A 20,701-nucleotide genomic window follows, 5' to 3' on the forward strand; every position below is an offset into this window, starting at 1 on the left:
TATCCCAGCCTTTCCCCAAAGCATAAGGGCCCAGACATCTTGCCTAACCACTTGTAATCATTGGGTCTGAAGTGCATGGGAGCGCCTCAAACCGCTGGAGCGGGAAAACTGGAAGCTTCGGCGGGCCAGCGAGACACTACGCAAGTCATCGGCATATTTCGCCCAGGCGGAGCTCCACCGCCGACCGAAATGATGGTGTCTTTCGTATACGCCCAGTGCCAGGCTCACGGGGTCGTGCCGATCTGCGCTGTACTGCCCATCGCCCTGTCGACCTGCTATGAGCCTTGGGGCATTTTTGCATGCCGATTCCCACGGAAGGCCGATGATCGCTGCTCATATTAGGTTAGGCGCGGGAAGCGGCTTTGGGGCTGGGCTAGGCGTCGTCCTCCACGGGAAGGCACACCAGGACGTTCCTTTCGTCCATCTCAAAGGCGCACTCCCGCGCCAGGATTTCCTTGAGCGCCTTGCGGGCGCGGTGCAGGCGCACCTTGACCGTGCCCTCCTTTTCCTCCAGCACCTCGGCCACCTCCTGGTGGCTCATGCCGGCCAGGTCGAATAGGATCAGCACCGTGCGGTAGGCCTCGGGCAGCTTGTCGATCTTCTCCCGCACGCAGGAGCTCATCTCGCCGCGCTCCAGCTGGAGCTGGACCAGGTGCTGCTCGGGGTCGGCCCCCTCCCCGGCCCGCTCGTCGGCCTGCTCGCGGGAGGCCGCCACCCGGCGGAAGTGATCCAGGCTCTTGTTGCGGGCGATGCGGTAGAGCCAGGGCTTCAGCTTGCCCGGCTCCTTGAGGGAGGCCAGGTTCTGCTCGGCACTGAGAAAGGTCTCCTGGGCCAGGTCGTCGGCGGCCCACTGGTCGCGGACCATGGCCGCGATGAAGGAACGCACCGGCTGGTAATACCGATGGTAGACCTCCCTAAAGTCGGGCGGCATCAGCTCTTCATCAATCACAACAGCACCCTCCCCGGGGGTCGCAGCAGCAGTGACGTCCTTCCTGAATCAAGGTCTACCCGTGGGGCTAGGATTTGGCAAAACCTAAGTTGCTGAGGCCGGAGAGGATTCGCCTTAGCAATTTACTGATTTGGCCGGGTGCCAAGCAAACCTGGGCCGGATCACACCGGGCAGGCGACACCCTGCCGTCGTGCACCTCGAGGATTGACACGGCCCCCCCGCCCAATTACAATTGGTCCAACCAATCATAATTGGCCTGGCGGCCTTTCATCAAAAAACGCAGGCAACATGAAACCGACACTAATCACTTGGCTCTTGGCTTTCTCACCCATTGGGGTGGTTTTGGTGCTGATGATCTGGCGCAATTGGGGCGGCGGAAAGGCCGGCGTGGCCGGCTGGTTCACCGCGCTCGTCGTCTCCTTGCTGGCCTTTGGGGCCAGCCCGCGCATCATCGCCTATGCCCAGATGAAGAGCGTTTTGCTCTCTCTAAACGTCCTCTACATAATCTGGGCCGCTTTGCTGCTCTACAACGTGGTCAAGGAAACCGGGGCCATCAGCGCGATAGGCAACAGCATTCATCGCTTCAGCAGCGACAAGGTGCTGCAACTGCTTTTATTCGGTTGGGTCTTCGGCTCCTTTCTTCAGGGGGTGGCCGGTTATGGCATACCCATAGCCGTGGTGGCCCCCTTGCTGGCGGGCATGGGCTTCACCCCGGTGGTGGCGGTGGCGGTGCCGGCCATTGCCCACAGTTGGTCGGTCACCTTCGGCTCCATGGGCGCCTCCTTCCAGGCCCTGGTCTCGGTCACCGGCCTGGGGGTCGATGCCCTGGCTCCCTGGTCCGCGCTGTACCTGGGCGTGGCCGCCTATCTCTGCGGCCTGGCCTCCATCCACGTGTACGGAGGATGGCGCTCGCTCCTGCGCGGCCTGACCGCGGTGCTGATCATCGGCACCGTAATGGCCGGGGTGCAGTATCTCCTGGCCACCAACGACATGTGGACCATGGGCGGTTTTGGGGGCAGCCTCGCCGGCCTGGGGGCCTGCCTGCTGGTGGCCCGCCTGCCTTTTTACCGCTCCAACGGCGATAGCGGGGCGGAGCAAGCGGCCGGGATGGGGCTGGGCTGGGCCTTGTCGGCCTATTTCATCCTCATCGTGGTGGTGTTGGCGGTGCAGCTGGTCGGCCCGCTGCATTCCCTGGCCAATCAGGTAAAGCTGGTCATGAGCTTCCCCGAGCTGCAGAGCGCGGCCGGCTGGGTGGTGGAAGCGGGCTTCGGTAAAAAGATAAGCCTCTTCGGCCATGGGGGGGCGCTGTTGGTTTACGCCTCCATAATCAGCTTCCTGCTTTCCAGCTCGCGGGGGTTCTACACCGACGGCGCCTTTAAACGAATCATCAAGCAAACCGTAAAGAGCGGGGTGCCCACCAGTCTGGGCATCGTATCCATGGTGGGTTTCGCCATCATCATGGACCAATGCGGCATGATCTACCTGCTGGCCGAAGGCATCAGCCTGGTATTCGGCGGGGCTTTCCCCTTCTTCGCCCCTTGGATAGGGCTGCTGGGGGCCTTCATGACCGGCAGCAACACCAACTCCAACGTGGTGTTCGCGGTGCTGCAACAGCAGACCGCCGTCTTGGCCGGGCTCAACGTGGCGGTCATCCTGGCCGCCCAGACCACCGGCGGCGCCTTGGGCAGCATGATCGCCCCGGCCAAGATACTGGTGGGCTGCTCCACCGTGGGCCTGGCCGGAAAAGAGGCCCCGGTTCTGAAGGCCACCATCATGTATGGATTGATCATCACCGCCATATTCGGTTTGCTCACCGTCTTGGCTTGTGCTCTGTTCAGCTAGTATCTTAAGCGAAAGAGATTGGGCTATGAGCTTCTTGAAGCAGCATAAAAGCACGGTGCAGGGATGGTCCCTGCTGGCCATCCTGGCCGCTCCCTTTGGCGCCTACCTGGCCGCCCAACACGCCTGGAACCCGGCCATGTACGCGATGCTGGGGGTGCTTTGCCTGGGAATGGCCGCCATATTGTTTTCGGACTAAAGCCTGGGAGGTCGGCGCCATGGTCCAGGGACGCGACGCCATCAACGAACTGAAGGCGGTCAAGAAAAAGAGCCTGCATGAGTTGATCGTCCAGCAGATCCAAGGGCTGATCGACGGGGGCAAGCTCAAGGCCGGAGACCGCCTGCCCACCGAGCGGGAGCTGGCCGAGGTGTTCAAGGTCTCCCGCCACACGGTGCGCGAGGCCATCCGGACCCTGGAAGAGAAGAAAATACTGCGCAGCCGGGTGGGCAGCGGCACTTACGTTGTCCTGGGGGAGGAGCAGGCCCTAAGCGAGGTGCTGGCCGGCTTCATCGCTGGAGAACGGGGCAAGCTGGCCGAGATATTCGAATTCCGCCGCCTGGTGGAGCCGCAGATCGCCTCCCTGGCCGCCCAAAACGCCACGGCGGAGGACATAGAGGCGCTGGAGAGCATCGTCGCCGAGCAAAGGGCACGAGCCCTCAAGAACGACGCAAGCCGTTGGGGAGAGCTGGACGCGCGCTTCCACCGGCTCGTGGCCCAGGCCACGGGCAACAGCGTGCTGATCAAGGTGGTGGCGGCGTTCGACGATATTTTGGAGGTATGCCGGGAAGATGTTTATCTAAGCCGTGACCGCCTGCGCCATTCGGCCAAGGGGCACGCCGCCCTGGTCAAGGCCATAAAAGGCCATTCCCCCTCGGAGGCCGTTCAGGCCATGACCGATCACCTGCGGTTCATCGAAAAGCTGATCAGCGACCAGATAGGAGCCTGACTCCCCCGCCCGGTTCTTTGGGCCCCCGCCAAATCGCGCCCGCAACAAAAACGCCTCGGCCCCATGGGGCCGAGGCGCGAGCAATGGGAAAGGCTTATCAGTAGCCCAGGGCCATGCCGTCTTTTCTGCGGTCCGAGGCCCCCAGCAAGGTATCTTGCTCCCGGTCCAGGAATATGGCCTGGCCCCCGCCCACGGCGTTGACCGCGGCCTGCCGGGTCACCTGATGGCCCATGCCGCTCAGGACCTCGGCGGTTTCCTGGGTGATGCCGTCTTCCAAGTAGATCTCCATATCCTTCATGTGCCTGGCCCGCGGAGCGTCCACGGCTTCCTGGAGATTCATATCAAAGTCGATCAGGTTCACCAGGAATTGGGTGTGGCCTTGGGGCTGCATGTCGCCGCCCATGACCCCGAAGCTCATCAGGAAGCGGTCTTCCTTGAACAGCATGGCCGGGATGATGGTGTGCATGGTGCGCTTGCCCGGCTCGATGCGGTTGGGATGGCTGGGGTCCAGGGAGAAGGAGCATCCCCGGTTTTGCAGGACGATGCCCGTTTCCGGCACCACCATCACCGAGCCGAAATGCTCGTAGATGCTGCTGATGAAGGAGACGGCGTTGCGGTCCTGATCCACGGCGCACACATAAACCGTTTCCGAGCCCTGGGGCAGCGGGGGCTGCGCGCTCAAGGGCTTGGCCCGCTCCGGATCGATCAGGCCGCGGCACTCCTCGGCGTATTCCGGGGACAGCAGGTGCTCAACCGGTATGTCGGAGAACTGGGGGTCGGTGATATAGCGGGCCCGGTCCCTGAAGGCGATCTTCTTGGCCTCCATGAGCCGGTGGATGTACTCCGGGCTGTTGTGCCCCATGCCCCTCACATCGTAGCCTTCCATGATGTTGAGCATCTCCAGGGCCACCAGGCCCTGGCCGTTGGGGGGCAGCTCCACCACGGTGTATCCGCGGTAATCGCTGGCAATGGGCTCAACCCACGAGGTGGTGTGCCGCTCCAGGTCTTCCACGGTCAACAGGCCGCCGTTGTCTTTGGCGAAGGACGCGATGGCCTGACCGATGCTGCCGCCGTAAAAGGCGCCCACCCCCTGCTCGGCGATGGTCTCAAAGGTGCGGGCCAGGCCGGGATTTTTGAAAACCTCGCCCGGCATGGGCGCCTTGCCGTCCACCAGGTAGGCCGCCGCCGAGGGCTGGGTCTCCAGCTTGGCCTGGGCGTTGCGCCACTCCCCTGAGATCACCTCGGTGACCGGGAAGCCGTCGCGGGCGTAATGAATGGCGTCGGCGAACACCTCTCCCAGGCTCAGGCGGCCGTATTTCTCCACGGCCTCGGCCCAGCCCATGAGGGCTCCCGGCACGGTCACCGTGAGGATGCCGTTGCCGGGCATCTCGGTCATGCCCTGCTTGCGGAACCAGGCGATGTCCGCCTTGGCCGGAGCCCGGCCGCTGGCGTTCATGCCGATCACCTTGTCTTCCCCGGCCAGTTTGATCAGGGCGAAGGCATCGCCCCCAATACCCACCGAGTGGGGCTCCACCACGTTGAGGGTGGCCACCATGGCCACGGCAGCGTCGACCGCGTTGCCCCCCTTGGCCAATATCTTGTAGCCGGCCAGGGTCGCGAGCTGCTGGGAGGAGGCCACCATGGCCTTGGGGGCCATGGTCACCGAACGTTGGGCGAAAGCTTCGCGCCGGCGCATAAAGTCGTAGTTGAATTGCATGGCTTCAAACCTCGTGAGTTGCGATTAACCGGCCTGCGGAGCCGGGTTGCCGGGTTGCGGGGTGCGGCCTTTGGCGCGCTGTATGAACAAAACGCATCCGAACAGGAGCAAGCCGATCACTTGCACCGCGAAATACGGCACCACCAACATAACCGCGCTGGCGCCGGCCATCAGGCGCGTCATCAAGTTCAGGCGCACTACGATCCAGCCCTGCAGGGTGGAGGCAAGGGCGATGACGCTCACAACGGCAAAGGAAATGGAGGTGGTTATTTCCCACAGCGAGCCCTGTAACAAGATGCCGGTGGAAAAGACGAACATGTAGGGTATCAACAACGTGGCCATGCACACTTTGAAGCCGGTCAATGCGGTTTTTAAGGGATCGCCTCCCGATACGCTGGCCGCGGCATAGGCGGTCACCGCAACCGGAGGAGTGACGTTGGAGAAGATGGCGAAGTAGAACACGAACAAGTGGGCGGCCAGGGGATGCACCCCCATCTGCTCCAGGGCCGGCACCCCGAGCACGCCCAAAATGACATAGGCCGAAATGGTAGTCATGCCCATGCCCAGGATCATGGAGGCGATCATGATGAAGAACAGCCCCAGCATGATATTGCCCGCCGAGGCCTCCAGCACCAGGCGCGAGAGTTTGAGGCCCAGGCCGGTCATGACCACCGAGCCCACGATTATGCCCGAGCAGGCGCACACCGCGGTGATCCCGATGGCGTTGCGGGCACCGGTCTCCAAGGCCGCGAGGATGGTGGTCCACTTCATCCTGGTTTGTTTTTTTGTCGCGGTCAGCACCAACACCGAGAGGATGGCCCAGAAACCGGCTTTTTGAGGCGTGTAACCGGAAACCAGGAAGAAGATGATCACGAACACCGGCAAGATCAAATGGCCTTGCCTTTTGACAATGTCCCAGGGGTTTTCCAACTGATCCCGGGGAATGACCGCCATGTGATGGCGCTGGGCCTCAAAGTGGACCATGACTCCGATGGCCAAAAAGTGCAGCAGAGCCGGGGTGAGGGCGTAAAGACACAGGTCAATGTAGGGCATACGCAGGTGTTCGGCGATCAGAAAGGCGGCGGTGCCCATGATGGGAGGCATGAACTGCCCCCCCATGGACGCGCCGGATTCCACGGCCCCCGCGAACTCCGGGCTGTAGCCCACCTTTTTCATCAGGGGGATGGTGAAGGTTCCGGTGGTCACCACGTTGGAGGCAGCGGCGCCGGAGACCATGCCCATGAAGCCGCTGGCCACCACCGACACCTTGGCGGGGCCGCCGATGCGGTGGCCGGTGAGCGCGTAGGAAATGTTGATGAAAAATTTGCCCGCCTCGGAACGCATCAGGAACGCGCCGAAGATTACGAAAATCATGATGAAAGTGGACATCACCCCCAGGATGATGCTGAACACTCCGAAGGTGGAGTTGAACATGGTGTCGATGATCTTGATCTCACTGATCTTGGGGATGCCCATGGGGCCCGGGATGTAATGGCCGAATATCACATATAGCAAAAAGCACAAAGCCAGAATCGCCATCCCGTTGCCCACGGTGCGCCGGGTTATCTCAAGGGTGACGATTATGGCTATCCAACCGAAGATCTGGTCGTTTAGGTCGGGAATGCCCAGGCGGTCGATAATGCCTTCATAAGCGAAGTACATGTAGCCGCCCAGGGCCAGGGTGGCCACCAGCCAAATATTGTCGTAGACGAGCAGAATCCATTTTTTGGGGGAGTTTGAATTTCTTCCCTTGGTCGGAAAATACAGAAAGGCCAGGGTGGCGCAGAAAGTGAAAGTGATCGCCCGGTGGAGCCAAGCCTCAAGGATCCCGAAATAGGATGTGTAAACATGGAAAAACGCCCAGGCGATCGCCACAATGGCGGGAAGCCCAAGGCGTAGCCTGTCCTTGATGGACAGGTCCTTGTCTAAGATGACTTTTTCAATGCTGCTTGGAAGCTTCGGTTTTGCATCCTGGGGTTTAATGTCGGCGTCCACTTCGGTTACTTTCTTAAGGTAGATGGTGGTGCTACGTGGTTATTCCGTGCCGCATGATACTGAGCGAAGAAGCTTGGAGGCCGGCGGGACCGGCCTCCAAGCTTGGATCATGGATTATTTGATCACGCCGATTTCTTTAAAGTATTTAATGACTCCGGGGTGCACGTTTTTAAGGTCAAAGCCCTCCAAGGCGGTTTCCTTGGTCAGGTAACGCACCACCGGGTGAGCCTTGTGCACCTCGTCCAGGTTTTCCATGACCGCCTTGGTCATGCCGTAAACCGTTTCCACCGGCAGGTCCTTGTTGACCATGGTGATGGTGTACACGGCCAGGGTATCAACCGGTTTGTCCTGCTGCTTGTAGGTATTGGCCGGAATCTGGTCGTAGGTGAAGCCGGGATTCTTGGCCATGATCTCTTCGGCGTGCTTCTTGTCGATCTGCAGGAAGCGGATTTCGTGGGTGGCCATGAGGTCCATGAGCATGGCCGAGGGCGCGGCGCTCAAAATCATGCAGGCGGCAACGTGGTTGTCGCGCATGAGCATGGCCATGTCGGAATAGCCCACGAAATTGACCTTGCCGCCATCGTCCTTGATTTTGTCGTAGTTCAAGCCATAGGCGGCCAGCACGGCTCTGGTGAGCAACTCGCCCCCCCAGTTTCTGACGCCGGGAGCGATGCTTTTACCGTCGAGGCCGGCGAAGGATTTAATCGAGGAGGAGGCTTTGGTGAAAGCCTGATAATGGCTCTTGTACAGAGTGAGGAAGCCGGCAACTTTCGTCAATTTGCCTCTGAAGGGCTTCATGCCTCGAAGGGCCTGCTCAAAGCTGCTTGAGAAGGTATAGCCAATCTGGGCTTGGTTGCTGTTCACATCACGCAGGTTGCCCGTGGCGCCACCTTCCACCACGGTGACGTCCAGGTTGGGGTTTCCCTTCATGATCACTTCGGCGATCCTGGCGCCGGTGGGATACCAGCCACCGGTGGAGGGCCCGGTGGCGAACATCATCCTGGTTTTCGCGAGGGCGGGCGGGGCAATACTCAGGCCCATCGCAACCAGGCCCACCAATACCAACAGACACATCGATTTTCGCAGCTTCATTGCTTAGCTCACTCCTTAATGCAAGGTTTAGTTGTCCACACGTTTTTTATGACTGCCTAGTATGCAATTCATGCATTTCTTTATGTAAATTAGACAGTTAACCTATCCCAGAACGACAAATGGTTCGCCGCCGACACGGCACGCCGGGCAACCCGCTCCAAATGCGGCATGGCACGCGTTGGGGTTTTAGCCCTCTGCAACGCGCTTGCCCGTTGCTAAGTCTTGGAGGATAGATTCCAGCCAAACTTTTACCGCAAACTAAGCAAATTCGGTGCCAAGATTAACGTATGGAAATGACTGGACAAAATAAGCGGGCGGGGAAGCGAGCGTTACACATACGCAACACAGGGCAAACAAATTTGTAACATAGCGGATAAATTGCAAAAATACAGGGACGATATGTATGTGGTCAAATAGTGTAACGCAGTTACCGTTCTGTAACGATCATATTAAATTGAGAGATTTTACGGCTTATGGTCGCATGGCTGACCCCCAGATGCTTGGCGGCCCTGCGCTGGCTGCCATAGACCTTTAGGGCCCTTTTGATAAGCTGCATTTCAACATTTTTCACAGCCTGAGCCAGGTTCAAGTTGTCCTCAAGCGGCCCGGAATCCGTGGGGATGAACTCAGAGTCGCGGATGGCCTCGGGCAAATGATGCAGCTCGATCACGGGGTCCGGATTCAGAACCACCAACTGCTCCACCAGATTGGCCAGCTCACGTATATTGCCGGGGAAACTGTAGTGCCGCAGGCGTTCCAGCACAGCCGGGGCCATGGTTTTGGGGGTGGCGTTTTGTTTTTCCAGACGGCGCAAGAAAAAGGTGACCAGCGGAGGGACGTCGTCCGCCCTTTCCCGCAGGGGAGGAATTGAAAGAGGCACCACGCTCAGGCGGAAAAAAAGGTCTTTACGGAAGGATCCCTCGGCCACCATTTCCTGGAGGTTGCGGTGGGTGGCGGCCAGTACGCGCACGTCCACGATGAGGGGCTTGGTGGAGCCCACCCGCACCACCTCTTTATCATCCAAAAAACGCAGCAGTTTGGCCTGGACATTCAGGGGCAGCTCCCCCACTTCGTCCAGAAACAGGGTCCCACCCCGTGCTATTTCAAAGTAGCCGGGCTTACCCGCATCCAAGGCCCCGGTGAAAGCGCCCCCCTCATAACCAAAGAGCTCGGCCTCGATTAGCGAGGGGGGGATGGCGCCGCAATCCACCCGGACCATGGGCTCCTTGCGCCGCGCGGACGCCTCATGGATCACCTTGGCTACCAACCCCTTGCCCACCCCGGATTCGCCCTGGATTAGCACGCTGGATTCAGTGCGGGCTACCCGCATGGCTGTTTCCAGGACCCGCCGCATGGGGGCGCTGCGCACCACCAGCTGAGAATCCAACTCCCGGGTGATCTGCGAGCGGACCAGTTCGTAGCGGTAGTGTTGGGTGTAGGCCCGGCTTTCCTCCAACTCATCCTGAAGCTTTTTGATCGCGGTCAGATCCCGGTCGTTTATCACCACTAACCGCAGCTCGCCTTTTTCATTGAAAACCGGATTACCGGTGACCAGACATTGCCCCCCGTCGCGCATGTTCTGGGTGAAGGTGATGGACGAATGGTTTTTTAGCACCTCCAAGGTGGCGGAGCGGTCAAAATACCCCTCATCCACCAGCCGTTGCACATCGCAGCCCACCAGGGACTCGGCCGGCAGGCCAAGCCGTTTGGCCGAGGCGGCGTTGACCTTGACCACTATGCCGTTGGCATCGGTGATCCACAGGCCATCGTGCGAGGACTCGATGATCACGTCGAGCTGTTCGGAGAGCTCTTTGTAGGCAGTCAGTTCCCGGGCCATATTTTCATATTCCGACATGTCCCGGAACACACTGACAACGCTTGCCACCTCCCCGTCTTGGCAAACAGGCGATCTACTGACAATGAAGGTGTTCTCGCCAAACAACACCTTTTGATTCAAAAGGGCCCGGCCGGAATTAATTATCTGGCGGGTGCCTTTCCAGGCCTCGGGATCGATGTCGGCAATTTGGCGGCCGATCAAATCCTCTTCCAGCATCCCCGTGACCTTCCGTGCCGCCTGGTTGTAATACAATATCTTGCCGTCACGGTTAACCACCGTTATGCCTTCGGGCACTGCTTCCAATATTTGTAGTAATGAATTTTGAATCATTTACCGGTTCAGACTTGATCCGACCCGGAAAGACAGGGGGCCAACCAGGTGGCCTAAAGCCGTTTGTCCTATCGCCAGCCCGAAGACGTTCGCAGAGCGTAATAACCTAATTATAATGGGCGTATTCATTGAAAACGCGCTAAGCATCTTAATATCCTCGTTATAGTAAACATACCCTCTTATTTAAACCTCGTCGATCAACCAAGCATTTTTATTAAATATCCATGTTTTACTTGGCGATATCAGGCTGTTTCCTATTCACCTGTCATCTTGGGATGATTTGACGGCAACCCGACCTGATCAATCCTGGGAGGGTAGATCCCCCGACCGCCAAGGCCCTTCCATCCTCCCGGCTGTGGGGTACACGTGGGGTACGACCCGCCCCATAACAAAGCCCGCCCCCTTTCGGGAGCGGGCCTTATCGATGCTACTCGCGTAACATGCTGAAATCATTGTGGCGGAAGTGCATGGGAATCGAACCCACCTACCGCCTTACTCAGACGGTACACCGGTGTCGGAAGAGTTATGAGAGGACTTGCAAGAGCAAATCCTTGGTGGGCGGCCCAAGTTCAACTTTTAGCCGACAATTTTCACCGAAGCCTTTGTCAGGCTTTTAATGGAAACCCCGCACCATTAATACAATTTGGTCGTCTGCCATGGGTCCGCTGGTGCTCCTGAATCCAATTTCGGGCACATCTGGCCGCACCCGCCAAAGGGCGAGTTCCTCAGCCCCATGCCGTGGACTAGGCCCAACGAGGCCGGGACCCAGGGCCGCTCTCAGTCAATCGGGGCGAACAGCAGCTTATGCTGGCCCAGGGGCAAACTATGCAAACGAGCCCGCAGGGTCTTTTGCTCGCCGTAGATGCTCACCAGATGCCACTGGTCCTCGCCCTCGGGCTTAACCAAGTCCACGGCTGGCATGATCATGTCCTCTTGGCCGTTGCTCACCATGTAAGCGTCCGCTTCACACATTGGCCTGCACCTCCTGTAATTTATCCATCAATGCCTCAACGTGGTGGGGCAGCGGCTGCTTTTGCACTCCCACCACCTCCACGTTCTCCTGGGTCAGAGGCAGCAGCAGCTTGCGGGCGAACGAACCGGCCACCGCCGCGGCCGTGGCTGGGGTGACCTCTCCCATGAAGGAGCGGGCCAGCACGATGCTGATAGGCCCCAGGATCACCTGGGCCCTGGCCACGCCGCGAATGACCGCCTGCTCGCCAGTGGCGCCCTTGTTGGCTCCCGCCCGCATCATCTGGGCAGTGGCCACGGCATTGGTGCCCAGGGCCCAAACTTCGATGTCAGGGCCCAAGCGCCGGCGCATGACCTGGATGATCGCGCTGCCGATTCCGCCACCTTGTCCGTCCACCACCGCCACGACCATGGCAACCTCTTCGCCTTTCCCCACGCCCCAAAACAAAAACCGCCCACGTCCCGCGCCTTCTGGCGACCAGGGACCGTTGACGGTCTCTTCCTACACCTACCTGATTTTATGGGCAGTGGGGCGGCGGCCATCCTTTCCTAGAATGAGTATGCCACCCACGCTCGATTATTAATTTATATCAAAACCCACCCTAGTCAAGCCTTGATGGCCTCTGATGCGGTGCGCGGGGAAGCGGCGAGGCCATTGCCCACCCCGCCCCGGCAAACCAGACCGGCTTATGCTTCTAACGTAGCCTTCGCGGCGCTGGTATCAACTCCCATGGGCTCCGCGATTTATAACCACGGGGAGCTTGGTTCCGCGATGACGATGCAAGCTTGACAACTTTTTACAAATCATCTAACAGTACTTCACGAAAAGGCCCTCAAGAAGTGGGCTTAACGATGATGCCTGCCCCCAACCTCGCGTAACTGCCAATCAATCCAGGGCAATCCTAGGTGAAGAAAACCTGGGGAATCGCGGAAGCGGTTTCACCTGGGTATTTTCATTTGGGGAGGTCCATTCATGTTGCGGCTCGTAAATGCCAAACTGTTTTTCTGCCTGATTTTTGTAATCTGGGCCTGTGCCGGGACGCCGGCCGGGGCGGCCGAGGCCACCTCCAGCGCCGACGCCAAAAGCGCCGGCACGGCAACCAGCCAGGCGGCCGAGGAGGCCAAGAAAGAAAAGGCCGTCCTGGAGAAAATAACCGTCACCGCCACCCGCACCGAGGTGGACCCAGCCCTGTCGCCGGTGGACGCCTACGTGGTGGACCGCCAGGACATAGAGGCCCAGCCCAACTACTACATGAACAACTTCGGCGAGTTCATCCGGGACATCCCGGGCGTGCACGTGGCCCAGTATTACCCCTGGGGCCCGCCCTGGGTGCATTTGCGCGGCACGGGCCATTTTTTGCAGCGCACCGTGTATCTGATCGACGGCGTGCCGGCTCACGCCTTCCTGTCCCCGGCCATCAACCCCAATGACATCGAGCGGGTGGACGTGGTGTTGGGGCCCTCCTCGGCCCTGTACGGGGCCAGCGCGGCCGGCGGCGCGGTGAACATCATCACCCGTAGCGGCAAGCCCGGCGAGGGGGCCACCGCCCGCCTGGCCTATGGCTCCAACAACACCTTCCGGCCCTATGCCTCGGTGGGCGGGGTGGACAACAACTTCAATTACTACATGTCCTACAGCGGCGACATTTCCGACGGCTATCAGATGAAGCCCATCGACGGCATGGTGGACCTTTACAAGAAGGGCAAGACCCAGTACGTGCGCCAGGCCAGCGTGAATGACAATGACTACAACTTCCAATGGCTCACCGGCAAGTTCGGCTGGGACAACCAAAACGGCACCAGCCTTACTCTGGCCATGAACTATCAGTACCGCTACCTCTCCGGCGGCCAGCCCAACTACATCATCAACGACGGCGGCAACACCGTGGTCTCCAGCCTACGCTTCGCCACCAACCTGGGCAGCATCGGGCGCTTCAGCGCCACCACCGGCTACCAATACCAGTCCATTCCGGACCAGGAAACCACCGGGGCCAGCTACGTCAACGGCAAGGTGATCGTCAATGACACCATCACCTCGCACTCCAAATGGGACCGCCACCGGGTGCCCCTGGAGATGCAGGGCGACTTCTATTTGGGCGATTCCAACGTGCTGACCGCGGGCATCTCCCTGGCCCAGGAGAAGGAGACCGACGACACCTATAAGGGCACCACCAGCCTCCAGACCTACAAGTACAAGCTGACCACGGACATGGCCGCTTTTTATCTGCAGGACCAGGCCTTCTTCTTCAACGAGCGCCTGAGCCTCCTGGGCGGCATCCGCTACGACTACTGGCGCTATCACGACATCTACGACTCGGGATCGAGCAACAAGGAGCCCGACGCGGTGACCAAGGACCACGTCACCTATCGCGGCGGGGCCAAGTTCAAGTTCAACGACACGCTCAGCCTGCGGGGCAACATCGGCACCGCCTATTGGCCGGGCAACCCCAAGTGGTTCTTCCAGAACCTCAACACCGGGGCCACCTGGCGCGAAGCCAACCCGGACCTGGAGCCCGAGGAGACCTGGATGGCCGATTTCGGCGGCGACGTGACCATCGCCGCCTGGGGCACCCTCTTGAAAGCCACGGTGTACTACGGCGAGATCAAGAACATCATGGCCTACACCTACGAGGAGCACCCCACGGTGCCCAACACCACCCTGATCAAGACCCGCAACATCGGCAAGGCCGAGATCTACGGCCTGGAGCTCTACCTGCGCCAGCCCATCACCGAGCACCTGGCCTTCACCGGTTCGCTGACCCTGAACCGCTCGCGCATCACCGAGGACCAGACCAATCCGGGCAACGTGGGCAACCAGTTGCGCAACTCGCCCGACTACTTCGGCAGCCTGGGCCTGCGCTACATGAACCCCCGGATCGTCAACTGGGAGGTGCTCTTCCGTTTCTCGGACGACCGCTACTACGACGACGACAACGTGGAGCTGCCCTATTTCCACATGGAGTCCTACCAGACCGTGGACGCCAAGGTATGGCGCGACTGGAAGCTGGCCAAGGACTGGGTGCTGACCACCTCGCTCTCGGCGGTTAACCTCTTCGACGAGAAGTACGCCACCGAGATCGTGTATGTTAACCCTGGCCTCTACGTAGAGGGCATGGTGGGAGTGCGCTACCTGTTCTGATGAAAAAGATCAAACTCATACACGTCCGGGAGGGGCGCCTGCCCCTCCCGGTCCTTTGCCTGGCGCTCTGCGTTTTGCTGCTGTTTTCTGGCGCGGGCGCGGTCCGGGCACAGGTCTCCACCCTGACCATCGGGGTGGGGCGCGACCTGTACGACGGTCCGGACAGCCGGGCCTATCTGCACGGTTCCACCAACACCTGGGAGGCTCTGACCTATCTGGGCCCGGACCTCCAGGCCCGGCCCTGGCTGGCCGAGTCCTGGCAGTGCCTGGACGGCGGCCGCACCTGGGTGTTCAAGCTGCGCCCGGGGGTGCGCTTCCATGACGGCACGCCTCTGAGAGCCCAAGACGTCAAGGCCGCGGTGGAGCGCATCGCCGCGCGGCCCAAATACGATCCGGCCGGGGTGTACCGCAACTTGGAAGCCATCGAGACCCAGGGGGAGCGCCAGGTGGTGCTGCGCCTTAAGCGGCCCTGTCCCCACCTGCCCAACCTGGTGGCCTATTATTCCAGCCCCATAATCAAGCCTTCGGTCTTCGGGGAGCGGGGCCGTCTGCACACCCTGGTGGCCACGGGGCCTTTTCGCCTGAAGGAGGTGGAGCCGGGCCAGAGCATCACTTTGGAGGCCTTTCCAGAGTACTGGGGGCCCAAGCCCGCTTATCAGAGAGTGATCTTCCGCACCATCCTGGACGCCCAGACCCGGGCCATGGCCCTGCTGGCCGGGGAAGTGGACGCGGTGGCCGACGTGGGGGCCATCCTGCCCCAGCAGGCCGGGGAGATTCAGGCCGCCCCGGGCATGGTGCTCAAGAAGGTGGAGGTGGCCACCACCCATTACCTGATTTTCAATTGCCGGCGGTCGCCCTTTGCCGCCCGCTCGGCCCGCCACTGGCTGGCCGGCCTGCTGGACCGGGGGGAGATGGTGGCGGTCTTGGCCAAGGGGGCCGGCAATTTGGCCCAGGACCCCTTTTCGCCCCTGGCCCGGCGCTGGGCCTTCGGCCTTTTGCATCCCGGCCCCGGGGCGCGGCCCGGCCCGCCTGGCAGGCCTCTGGTCATCCTGCTGCACGCGGCCACCCTGGAACGCTGGCCTTACCGGGACATGGCCCAGGTCATCCAGCAGCGCCTGCGGGGTCAGGGCTTCAGCGCCCGCATCGTGGTGCGCGAGCCGGGCGCTTACTATGAGGACCTCAAGCAGGGGCGCTTTGACCTGGCCTTGCAGCCCAACACCCTGATGACCGGGGAGCCCGATTTTTTCTATGCCTATTACGTGGCCACCGGCGGCCCCCGCGACTGCGGCTGCGGCAGCCCGGCCATGGACCGGCTCATAGCCGAGGGTCGCGAGGCCATGGACCCCGCGCGGCGGCGAGAGATTTACCAGGAGCTGGCCCGCCAATTCAACCATCAGCTCCCCCTCTTGCCCCTGTACCACGACGTGAGCCTCTACGCCCACGGGCCCTCGGTGGCCTCTTTCATCATGGACCACAACTTCCGGCCGCTGCTGATCCAGGCGCGGCCCAAGGCAGCCCCATGAGCCCCGGTCCCCCATCAGACCCGACCAGCGTGGCCTTCTGGGAGGAGGTATGGCAGCGCTCCCGGCAGGGCTCGTTTCTCAAGGACAGCCAGCGCAGCCATCCCGGACGCTGGACTCAGTTCTACGATCAGGTGGCCCCGGTCTGGGACGCCATGTCCGGCCAGGGAGAGGAAAACCATCGCCGCATGGCCCATGCGGTCGTGCAGCAGGGCTGGGCCGCCCCGGGGCAGCAGGTCTTGGAGGTGGGCTGCGGCACCGGGGCCCTGGCCCGGGCCCTGGCCGCCCAGGGAATAAAGGTTACCGCCCTGGACTCCTCGCGGGCCATGCTGGCCCGTTTGCAAGACAAGGCGGGACCGGAGCTCAAGGATCAACTCACAGCGGTGCATGCGGATTGGGGCCAGTTCCAGCCGCGCTCCCGCTACAGCCTGGCCCTGGCCTGCTTTTTTCCCCAGGCCTTCAAGCCCGACGGTCTGCGCCGTTTGGAGAGCTTCAGCCGGGGAGGGTGCCTGCTGCTGCTGGGCGACGGCCGCGAGACCTTTCCCCTGCGCCGCCAGATCTGGCTCCAGGTAATGGACCACCCTCCCCAGGACCAGAGCTTCCATCTCACCTGCGCCTTCAACTACCTGCTGGCCGCGGGCCGTGCCCCCCGCCTGAAGCGCCTGGCCTGGCCCACCCGCCTGGACCTGTCCGAAGAGCAGGTGCGCTTTTACTTCACCCGCTACTTCGCCATTTTCGGCCAGGAGGGGACCCGGGTGGAACGGGCCTTGGCCTCGGTGCTGGAGCCTCACCTCAGCCAGGGCCGGGTGCGCCTGGAGGGAGAGTTCAGCCTGGCCGCCCTGTGGTGGCCTTCGCCCTCGCCCGCCGGGCCGGGCCGGGACTGAGCATGTCCCGCCGCTTCGCCCTGGCCCGGCCCCTGCACCTGTTGCTGGTGCTCTGGCTCATCTCCCTGGGCAGCTTCGCCCTGTTCGCCATGGCCCCGGGCGATCCGGCCGAGATAATCCTGCGCGACCGCCACGAGGCCCCCAGCCAGGAACAGATACAGGCCCTGCGCTCCCAGATGGGCTTGGACCGCTCTTGGCCGGTGCGCTACGGCCTGTGGATGGGCCGGGTGCTGCAAGGCGACCTGGGCCGCTCCTGGCGCAGCGGCGAGACGGTGGCCATGGAGATCGCCCGCCGCCTGCCCGCCACCCTGGAGCTGGCCCTGGCCTCCCTGGTGGTGGTGCTGCTGCTCTCCAGCCTCAGCGGCAGTTTGGCCGCCCTAAAACAGGGGCGCGCCCTGGACCGGGGCATCCGGGCCTGGACCGTGCTCTTGATCTCCTTGCCCAACTACTGGCTGGGCCTGCTCTTGATCTATTTTTTGTCCCTCAAGGCCCACTGGCTGCCGGTGATGGGCCGGGGAGGGCTGGAGCACCTGGTGCTGCCCTGCCTGACCCTGGGCGCCTCGGTGGCCATGCTGCAAGGCAGGGTGCTCCGGGCCACCCTGCTGCAGATCATGGGCATGGACTACATCCGCTTCGCCCATGCCAAAGGCCTGCGACCGAGCGAGGTCTTTTGGCGGCACATGTTCAAAAACGCCCTGCCGCCCCTGGTGACCATGTGGGGGGTGTCCCTGGGCCAGCTTCTGGGCGGGGCCATGATCGTGGAGACCATCTTCGCTTGGCCCGGCCTGGGCCAGCTCACCGTGCAGGCCGTGCTGGGCCGCGACGTGCCGGTGGTTCAGGGCATCATCCTGCTGGTTGCCGCGGCCTTTGTGGTGATTAACCAGGCGGTGGATTGGATCAACCGCCGCCTGGACCCCAGGATGGGCGCCCATGTTTAGGGCCGGGCCGGCCCAGGGGCGCTGGGCCGTGGGCTGGGGCGGAGCCCTGCTGCTGACCATGTTGGCCGCGGCCATGCTGGCCCCCTGGCTGGCCCCCCACGACCCCCTGGCCACGGACCTGGTCCGGCGGCTGCAGGAGCCTTCCTGGCACTATCCCCTGGGCACCGACCAGTTGGGGCGCTGCGTGTTCTCCCGCCTACTGTGGGGAGGCCGCCTATCCCTGGGCGCGGCCCTGGCCGCCTCGCTCCTGGCCCTGGCCTGGGGGGCCTGCCTGGGTTTGGCCGCCGGCCTGGGGGGACGCCGGGCCGACGCCTGCCTCAACCTGTTCATCGACGCGGCCTTGGCCCTGCCCGGCCTGATGCTGGCCCTGGTGCTCACCGGCATGCTGGGGCCTTCCCTGCCCAGCCTGGTGCTGGGGCTCGCCGGGGCCTCCTGGGCCTGGTGGGCCCGCCTGGTCCGGAGCCTGGCCCTTGGCGCCGCCCACAAGGAGTACGTGCTGGCCGGCCGCGCAGTGGGGGTGCGCGGGACGCGCCTACTCACTCGCTACATCTTCCCCCAGCTGCGCGAGCCGGTGCTCGCCGCCGCGGCCCTGAAGACCGGATGGATCATCCTGGCCATCTCCGGCCTGAGCTATCTGGGCCTGGGCGCCCAGCCCCCGGCCCCGGAGTGGGGCGGCATGCTGCAGGAGTCGCGCTTGTACCTCACCCAGGCCCCCTGGCTCATGCTGGCCCCGGGCGCGGCCATCACCCTGACCGTGGCCGCCTGCACCCTGCTGGGCGAGGGCCTGCAGCAGACGGGCGGCCCCCGGCTGAGGGAGTACTAAATGAGCGTGCTGGAGGTGCGAGGATTGCACATCGGCCTGCGCCGGCCGGAGCCTACGGTGTTGGTCAGCGACATCTCGCTGGCCATCGCGGCGGGCGGCTGCCTGGGACTGACCGGCCAGAGCGGCTCGGGCAAAAGCCTGACCGGCTGCGCCCTGAGCGGCCTGCTGCCCCCGCCCTTGGCCGTGCTGGCCGGAGAGGTGCGACTGATGGGCCAGCCCTTGGACCTGGGCGACGCCAAGGCCCTGCGGGGACGGCGGGGGCGCGAGGTCTTTCTGATGTTCCAGAGCCCGGCCGGCTCCCTGGACCCCAGCGCCCGCATCGGGCCCCAGATAGCAGAGGCCCTGCGCCAGGTGCGGGGCCTGGATCGGCGGCAGGCCAAACAGGCGGTGCGGGAGCTTCTGGCCAGGGTGGGCCTGGAGCCGGAGCGCGCCAGGGCCTATCCCTTTGAGCTCAGCGGGGGACAGCGCCAGCGGGTGCTCCTGGCCATCGCCTTTGGTCTGCGGCCCCGCCTGCTCATCGCCGACGAGCCCACCACCGGCCTGGACCAGGCCAAGCAAGAGCAAATCCTGGCCCTGCTGCGCGAGCTGCGGGTTTCCCAAGGCACCGCCCTGTGCCTCATCTCCCACGACCTCAGGGTGCTGGCCGCCATGGCCCAGGACCTAGCCGTGCTGCATCGGGGCCGTCTGGTGGAGAGCGGTCCCCTGGACCGGGTGCTGGCCGCGCCCCAGCATTGGCACACCCAGGAGTTGGTGCGGGCCAAAGAGTATCTGGAGGCGAGACCGTGAGCGCGCCTCTGCTGGAGCTGAGCCAGGTGGGCAAGGCCTATGCCCGCGGTGGCCAGCGCCCGGCCCCGGCGGTGATGGATGTGAACCTGTGCATCCAAGCTGGCGAGGCCTGGGGCCTGGTGGGTCCCAGCGGCGCGGGCAAGAGCACCCTGGCCCGCTTGGCCCTGGGTTTGGAAAGCTGCGACCAGGGTCGGGTGCTCTTCCAGGGCCGCGACCTGGCGGCCATGGGCCGCCGGGAGAAGCGCCGCCTGCTCATCTCCCTGCAGATGGTTTGGCAGGACCCTACCGTCTATTTGAACCCCTTCACCACTGCCCTGGTTGCCATCGCCGAGCCCCTGGAGGCCTTTGGCCTTTGCTCGCGGCGGCAGGCCCGGCAACGGGCCCGGGAGTTGATGGCCATGGTGGGCCTTTCCCCCGGCTTGGCCTACCGCCGGCCCGGCGAGCTCAGCGGCGGCCAGTGCCAGCGGGTGTCCCTGGCCCGGGCCCTGAGCCTGGAGCCATCCCTGCTCATCTGCGACGAGGCCCTGGTTAACCTGGACCTGGTGCAGCAGGTGCGCATCCTGGAGCTGCTGAGCCGCTTGCGCAGCGACCTGGAACTCAGCCTGCTGTTCATCTCCCACGACCCGGCCCTGGTGCGCCGCCTGTGCACCCATTTAGCGGTCATGGAGCAAGGCCGCCTGGTTGAGAGCCGCGCCCTGCAACCGCCGACCCCGGAGCCCCCCTCGGTCCACGGGCGCGAATAAAGGCTGTAAGTAGGTGGTACGGGTTGCTCAATTGCCCTAAACACAGACCTTGTATAGTGTGCTAAGCAACGTAAGCTACGGGCCCGCCCAGGCAGCCTTTAACTTACAAAACCTACCTTCATCTATAGCGGGATGGATTCGGTGACAGGTATAGCCGAAAAGATAAACGGATATTACCAACCAAAATCCAAGG

Annotated in this window: 17 protein-coding genes and 1 other annotated feature; of the genes, 10 read left to right on the forward strand and 7 right to left on the reverse strand. The window is 62.6% G+C overall.

Annotated elements, in window-relative coordinates:
- The first annotated feature begins 150 nt into the window (after nucleotides 1-150).
- Nucleotides 151-267 (forward strand) — a sequence feature (AL1L pseudoknot).
- A gap of 106 nt (nucleotides 268-373) precedes the next feature.
- Nucleotides 374-949 carry a sigma-70 family RNA polymerase sigma factor gene (locus tag KQH53_04345; GenBank protein ID MCB2225887.1) on the reverse strand — a complete coding sequence of 192 codons (576 nt, stop codon included), beginning with the start codon at nucleotides 947-949 and terminating at the stop codon, nucleotides 374-376.
- Between the two features lie 288 nt (nucleotides 950-1,237).
- Between KQH53_04345 and KQH53_04350 the strand changes: the two genes are divergently transcribed.
- From KQH53_04350 to KQH53_04360, 3 genes are read left to right on the forward strand one after another with little or no spacing between them, the layout of a single operon-like run.
- A complete protein-coding gene (locus tag KQH53_04350) occupies nucleotides 1,238-2,791 on the forward strand; it encodes an L-lactate permease (protein MCB2225888.1) in 1,554 nt (517 codons plus the stop codon).
- A gap of 25 nt (nucleotides 2,792-2,816) precedes the next feature.
- Nucleotides 2,817-2,987, forward strand: coding sequence for a hypothetical protein (locus KQH53_04355; GenBank protein ID MCB2225889.1), 171 nt, complete (start codon nucleotides 2,817-2,819; stop codon nucleotides 2,985-2,987).
- 19 nt (nucleotides 2,988-3,006) lie between these two features.
- Complete coding sequence (locus tag KQH53_04360) at nucleotides 3,007-3,735, forward strand: FadR family transcriptional regulator (GenBank protein MCB2225890.1); 729 nt, start codon at nucleotides 3,007-3,009, stop codon at nucleotides 3,733-3,735.
- A gap of 97 nt (nucleotides 3,736-3,832) precedes the next feature.
- Here the strand turns inward: KQH53_04360 and ggt are convergent, their stop codons facing one another.
- From ggt to KQH53_04390, 6 genes are all read right to left on the reverse strand, one after another.
- Nucleotides 3,833-5,452 carry a gamma-glutamyltransferase gene (ggt, locus tag KQH53_04365; GenBank protein ID MCB2225891.1) on the reverse strand — a complete coding sequence of 540 codons (1,620 nt, stop codon included), beginning with the start codon at nucleotides 5,450-5,452 and terminating at the stop codon, nucleotides 3,833-3,835.
- 24 nt (nucleotides 5,453-5,476) lie between these two features.
- Nucleotides 5,477-7,327 carry a TRAP transporter permease gene (locus KQH53_04370; protein ID MCB2225892.1) on the reverse strand — a complete coding sequence of 617 codons (1,851 nt, stop codon included), beginning with the start codon at nucleotides 7,325-7,327 and terminating at the stop codon, nucleotides 5,477-5,479.
- 234 nt (nucleotides 7,328-7,561) lie between these two features.
- On the reverse strand, nucleotides 7,562-8,539 hold the full coding sequence (locus tag KQH53_04375) for a TAXI family TRAP transporter solute-binding subunit (protein MCB2225893.1): 978 nt from the start codon (nucleotides 8,537-8,539) through the stop codon (nucleotides 7,562-7,564).
- A gap of 427 nt (nucleotides 8,540-8,966) precedes the next feature.
- Nucleotides 8,967-10,670, reverse strand: a complete 1,704-nt coding sequence (locus KQH53_04380; GenBank protein ID MCB2225894.1) for a sigma 54-interacting transcriptional regulator — start codon at nucleotides 10,668-10,670, stop codon at nucleotides 8,967-8,969.
- Nucleotides 10,671-11,483: 813 nt separating this feature from the next.
- The gene (locus KQH53_04385) at nucleotides 11,484-11,678 is read right to left on the reverse strand and encodes a CooT family nickel-binding protein (protein MCB2225895.1); all 195 of its coding nucleotides are present in this window, start codon (nucleotides 11,676-11,678) and stop codon (nucleotides 11,484-11,486) included.
- The gene (locus KQH53_04390; GenBank protein MCB2225896.1) at nucleotides 11,671-12,087 is read right to left on the reverse strand and encodes a DUF3842 family protein; all 417 of its coding nucleotides are present in this window, start codon (nucleotides 12,085-12,087) and stop codon (nucleotides 11,671-11,673) included. The genes KQH53_04385 and KQH53_04390 overlap by 8 nt, the downstream gene beginning before the upstream one ends.
- Nucleotides 12,088-12,648: 561 nt before the next feature.
- Here KQH53_04390 and KQH53_04395 point away from each other — a divergent pair.
- From KQH53_04395 to KQH53_04425, 7 genes are all read left to right on the forward strand, one after another.
- A complete protein-coding gene (locus KQH53_04395) occupies nucleotides 12,649-14,814 on the forward strand; it encodes a TonB-dependent receptor (protein ID MCB2225897.1) in 2,166 nt (721 codons plus the stop codon).
- A 74-nt stretch (nucleotides 14,815-14,888) separates the two neighbouring features.
- A complete protein-coding gene (locus tag KQH53_04400) occupies nucleotides 14,889-16,337 on the forward strand; it encodes an ABC transporter substrate-binding protein (GenBank protein ID MCB2225898.1) in 1,449 nt (482 codons plus the stop codon).
- Nucleotides 16,334-17,218, forward strand: a complete 885-nt coding sequence (locus tag KQH53_04405) for a methyltransferase domain-containing protein (GenBank protein ID MCB2225899.1) — start codon at nucleotides 16,334-16,336, stop codon at nucleotides 17,216-17,218. Before KQH53_04400 ends, KQH53_04405 begins: the two co-directional genes overlap by 4 nt.
- 2 nt (nucleotides 17,219-17,220) lie before the next feature.
- Nucleotides 17,221-18,156, forward strand: coding sequence for an ABC transporter permease (locus KQH53_04410; GenBank protein MCB2225900.1), 936 nt, complete (start codon nucleotides 17,221-17,223; stop codon nucleotides 18,154-18,156).
- Nucleotides 18,149-18,979 (forward strand): ABC transporter permease subunit, encoded by an 831-nt coding sequence (locus tag KQH53_04415; GenBank protein ID MCB2225901.1) that lies wholly within the window; start codon nucleotides 18,149-18,151, stop codon nucleotides 18,977-18,979. Before KQH53_04410 ends, KQH53_04415 begins: the two co-directional genes overlap by 8 nt.
- Nucleotides 18,980-19,765: an ABC transporter ATP-binding protein gene (locus KQH53_04420; GenBank protein ID MCB2225902.1), complete on the forward strand. Its 786-nt coding sequence runs from the start codon at nucleotides 18,980-18,982 to the stop codon at nucleotides 19,763-19,765.
- Complete coding sequence (locus tag KQH53_04425) at nucleotides 19,762-20,508, forward strand: dipeptide/oligopeptide/nickel ABC transporter ATP-binding protein (protein ID MCB2225903.1); 747 nt, start codon at nucleotides 19,762-19,764, stop codon at nucleotides 20,506-20,508. The genes KQH53_04420 and KQH53_04425 overlap by 4 nt, the downstream gene beginning before the upstream one ends.
- Nucleotides 20,509-20,701: the final 193 nt, after the last annotated feature.

The organism is Desulfarculaceae bacterium (assembly GCA_020444545.1).
Lineage (GTDB): Bacteria > Desulfobacterota > Desulfarculia > Desulfarculales > Desulfarculaceae > Desulfoferula.

Coding starts and splice junctions, on each gene's coding strand:
- ggt (MCB2225891.1), bottom strand. CDS start 5,452: ATGCAATTCAACTACGACTTTATGCGCCGGCGCGAAGCTTTCGCCCAA.
- KQH53_04355 (MCB2225889.1), top strand. CDS start 2,817: ATGAGCTTCTTGAAGCAGCATAAAAGCACGGTGCAGGGATGGTCCCTG.
- KQH53_04395 (MCB2225897.1), top strand. CDS start 12,649: ATGTTGCGGCTCGTAAATGCCAAACTGTTTTTCTGCCTGATTTTTGTA.
- KQH53_04375 (MCB2225893.1), bottom strand. CDS start 8,539: ATGAAGCTGCGAAAATCGATGTGTCTGTTGGTATTGGTGGGCCTGGTT.
- KQH53_04410 (MCB2225900.1), top strand. CDS start 17,221: ATGTCCCGCCGCTTCGCCCTGGCCCGGCCCCTGCACCTGTTGCTGGTG.
- KQH53_04420 (MCB2225902.1), top strand. CDS start 18,980: ATGAGCGTGCTGGAGGTGCGAGGATTGCACATCGGCCTGCGCCGGCCG.
- KQH53_04390 (MCB2225896.1), bottom strand. CDS start 12,087: ATGGTCGTGGCGGTGGTGGACGGACAAGGTGGCGGAATCGGCAGCGCG.
- KQH53_04385 (MCB2225895.1), bottom strand. CDS start 11,678: ATGTGTGAAGCGGACGCTTACATGGTGAGCAACGGCCAAGAGGACATG.
- KQH53_04415 (MCB2225901.1), top strand. CDS start 18,149: ATGTTTAGGGCCGGGCCGGCCCAGGGGCGCTGGGCCGTGGGCTGGGGC.
- KQH53_04360 (MCB2225890.1), top strand. CDS start 3,007: ATGGTCCAGGGACGCGACGCCATCAACGAACTGAAGGCGGTCAAGAAA.
- KQH53_04350 (MCB2225888.1), top strand. CDS start 1,238: ATGAAACCGACACTAATCACTTGGCTCTTGGCTTTCTCACCCATTGGG.
- KQH53_04405 (MCB2225899.1), top strand. CDS start 16,334: ATGAGCCCCGGTCCCCCATCAGACCCGACCAGCGTGGCCTTCTGGGAG.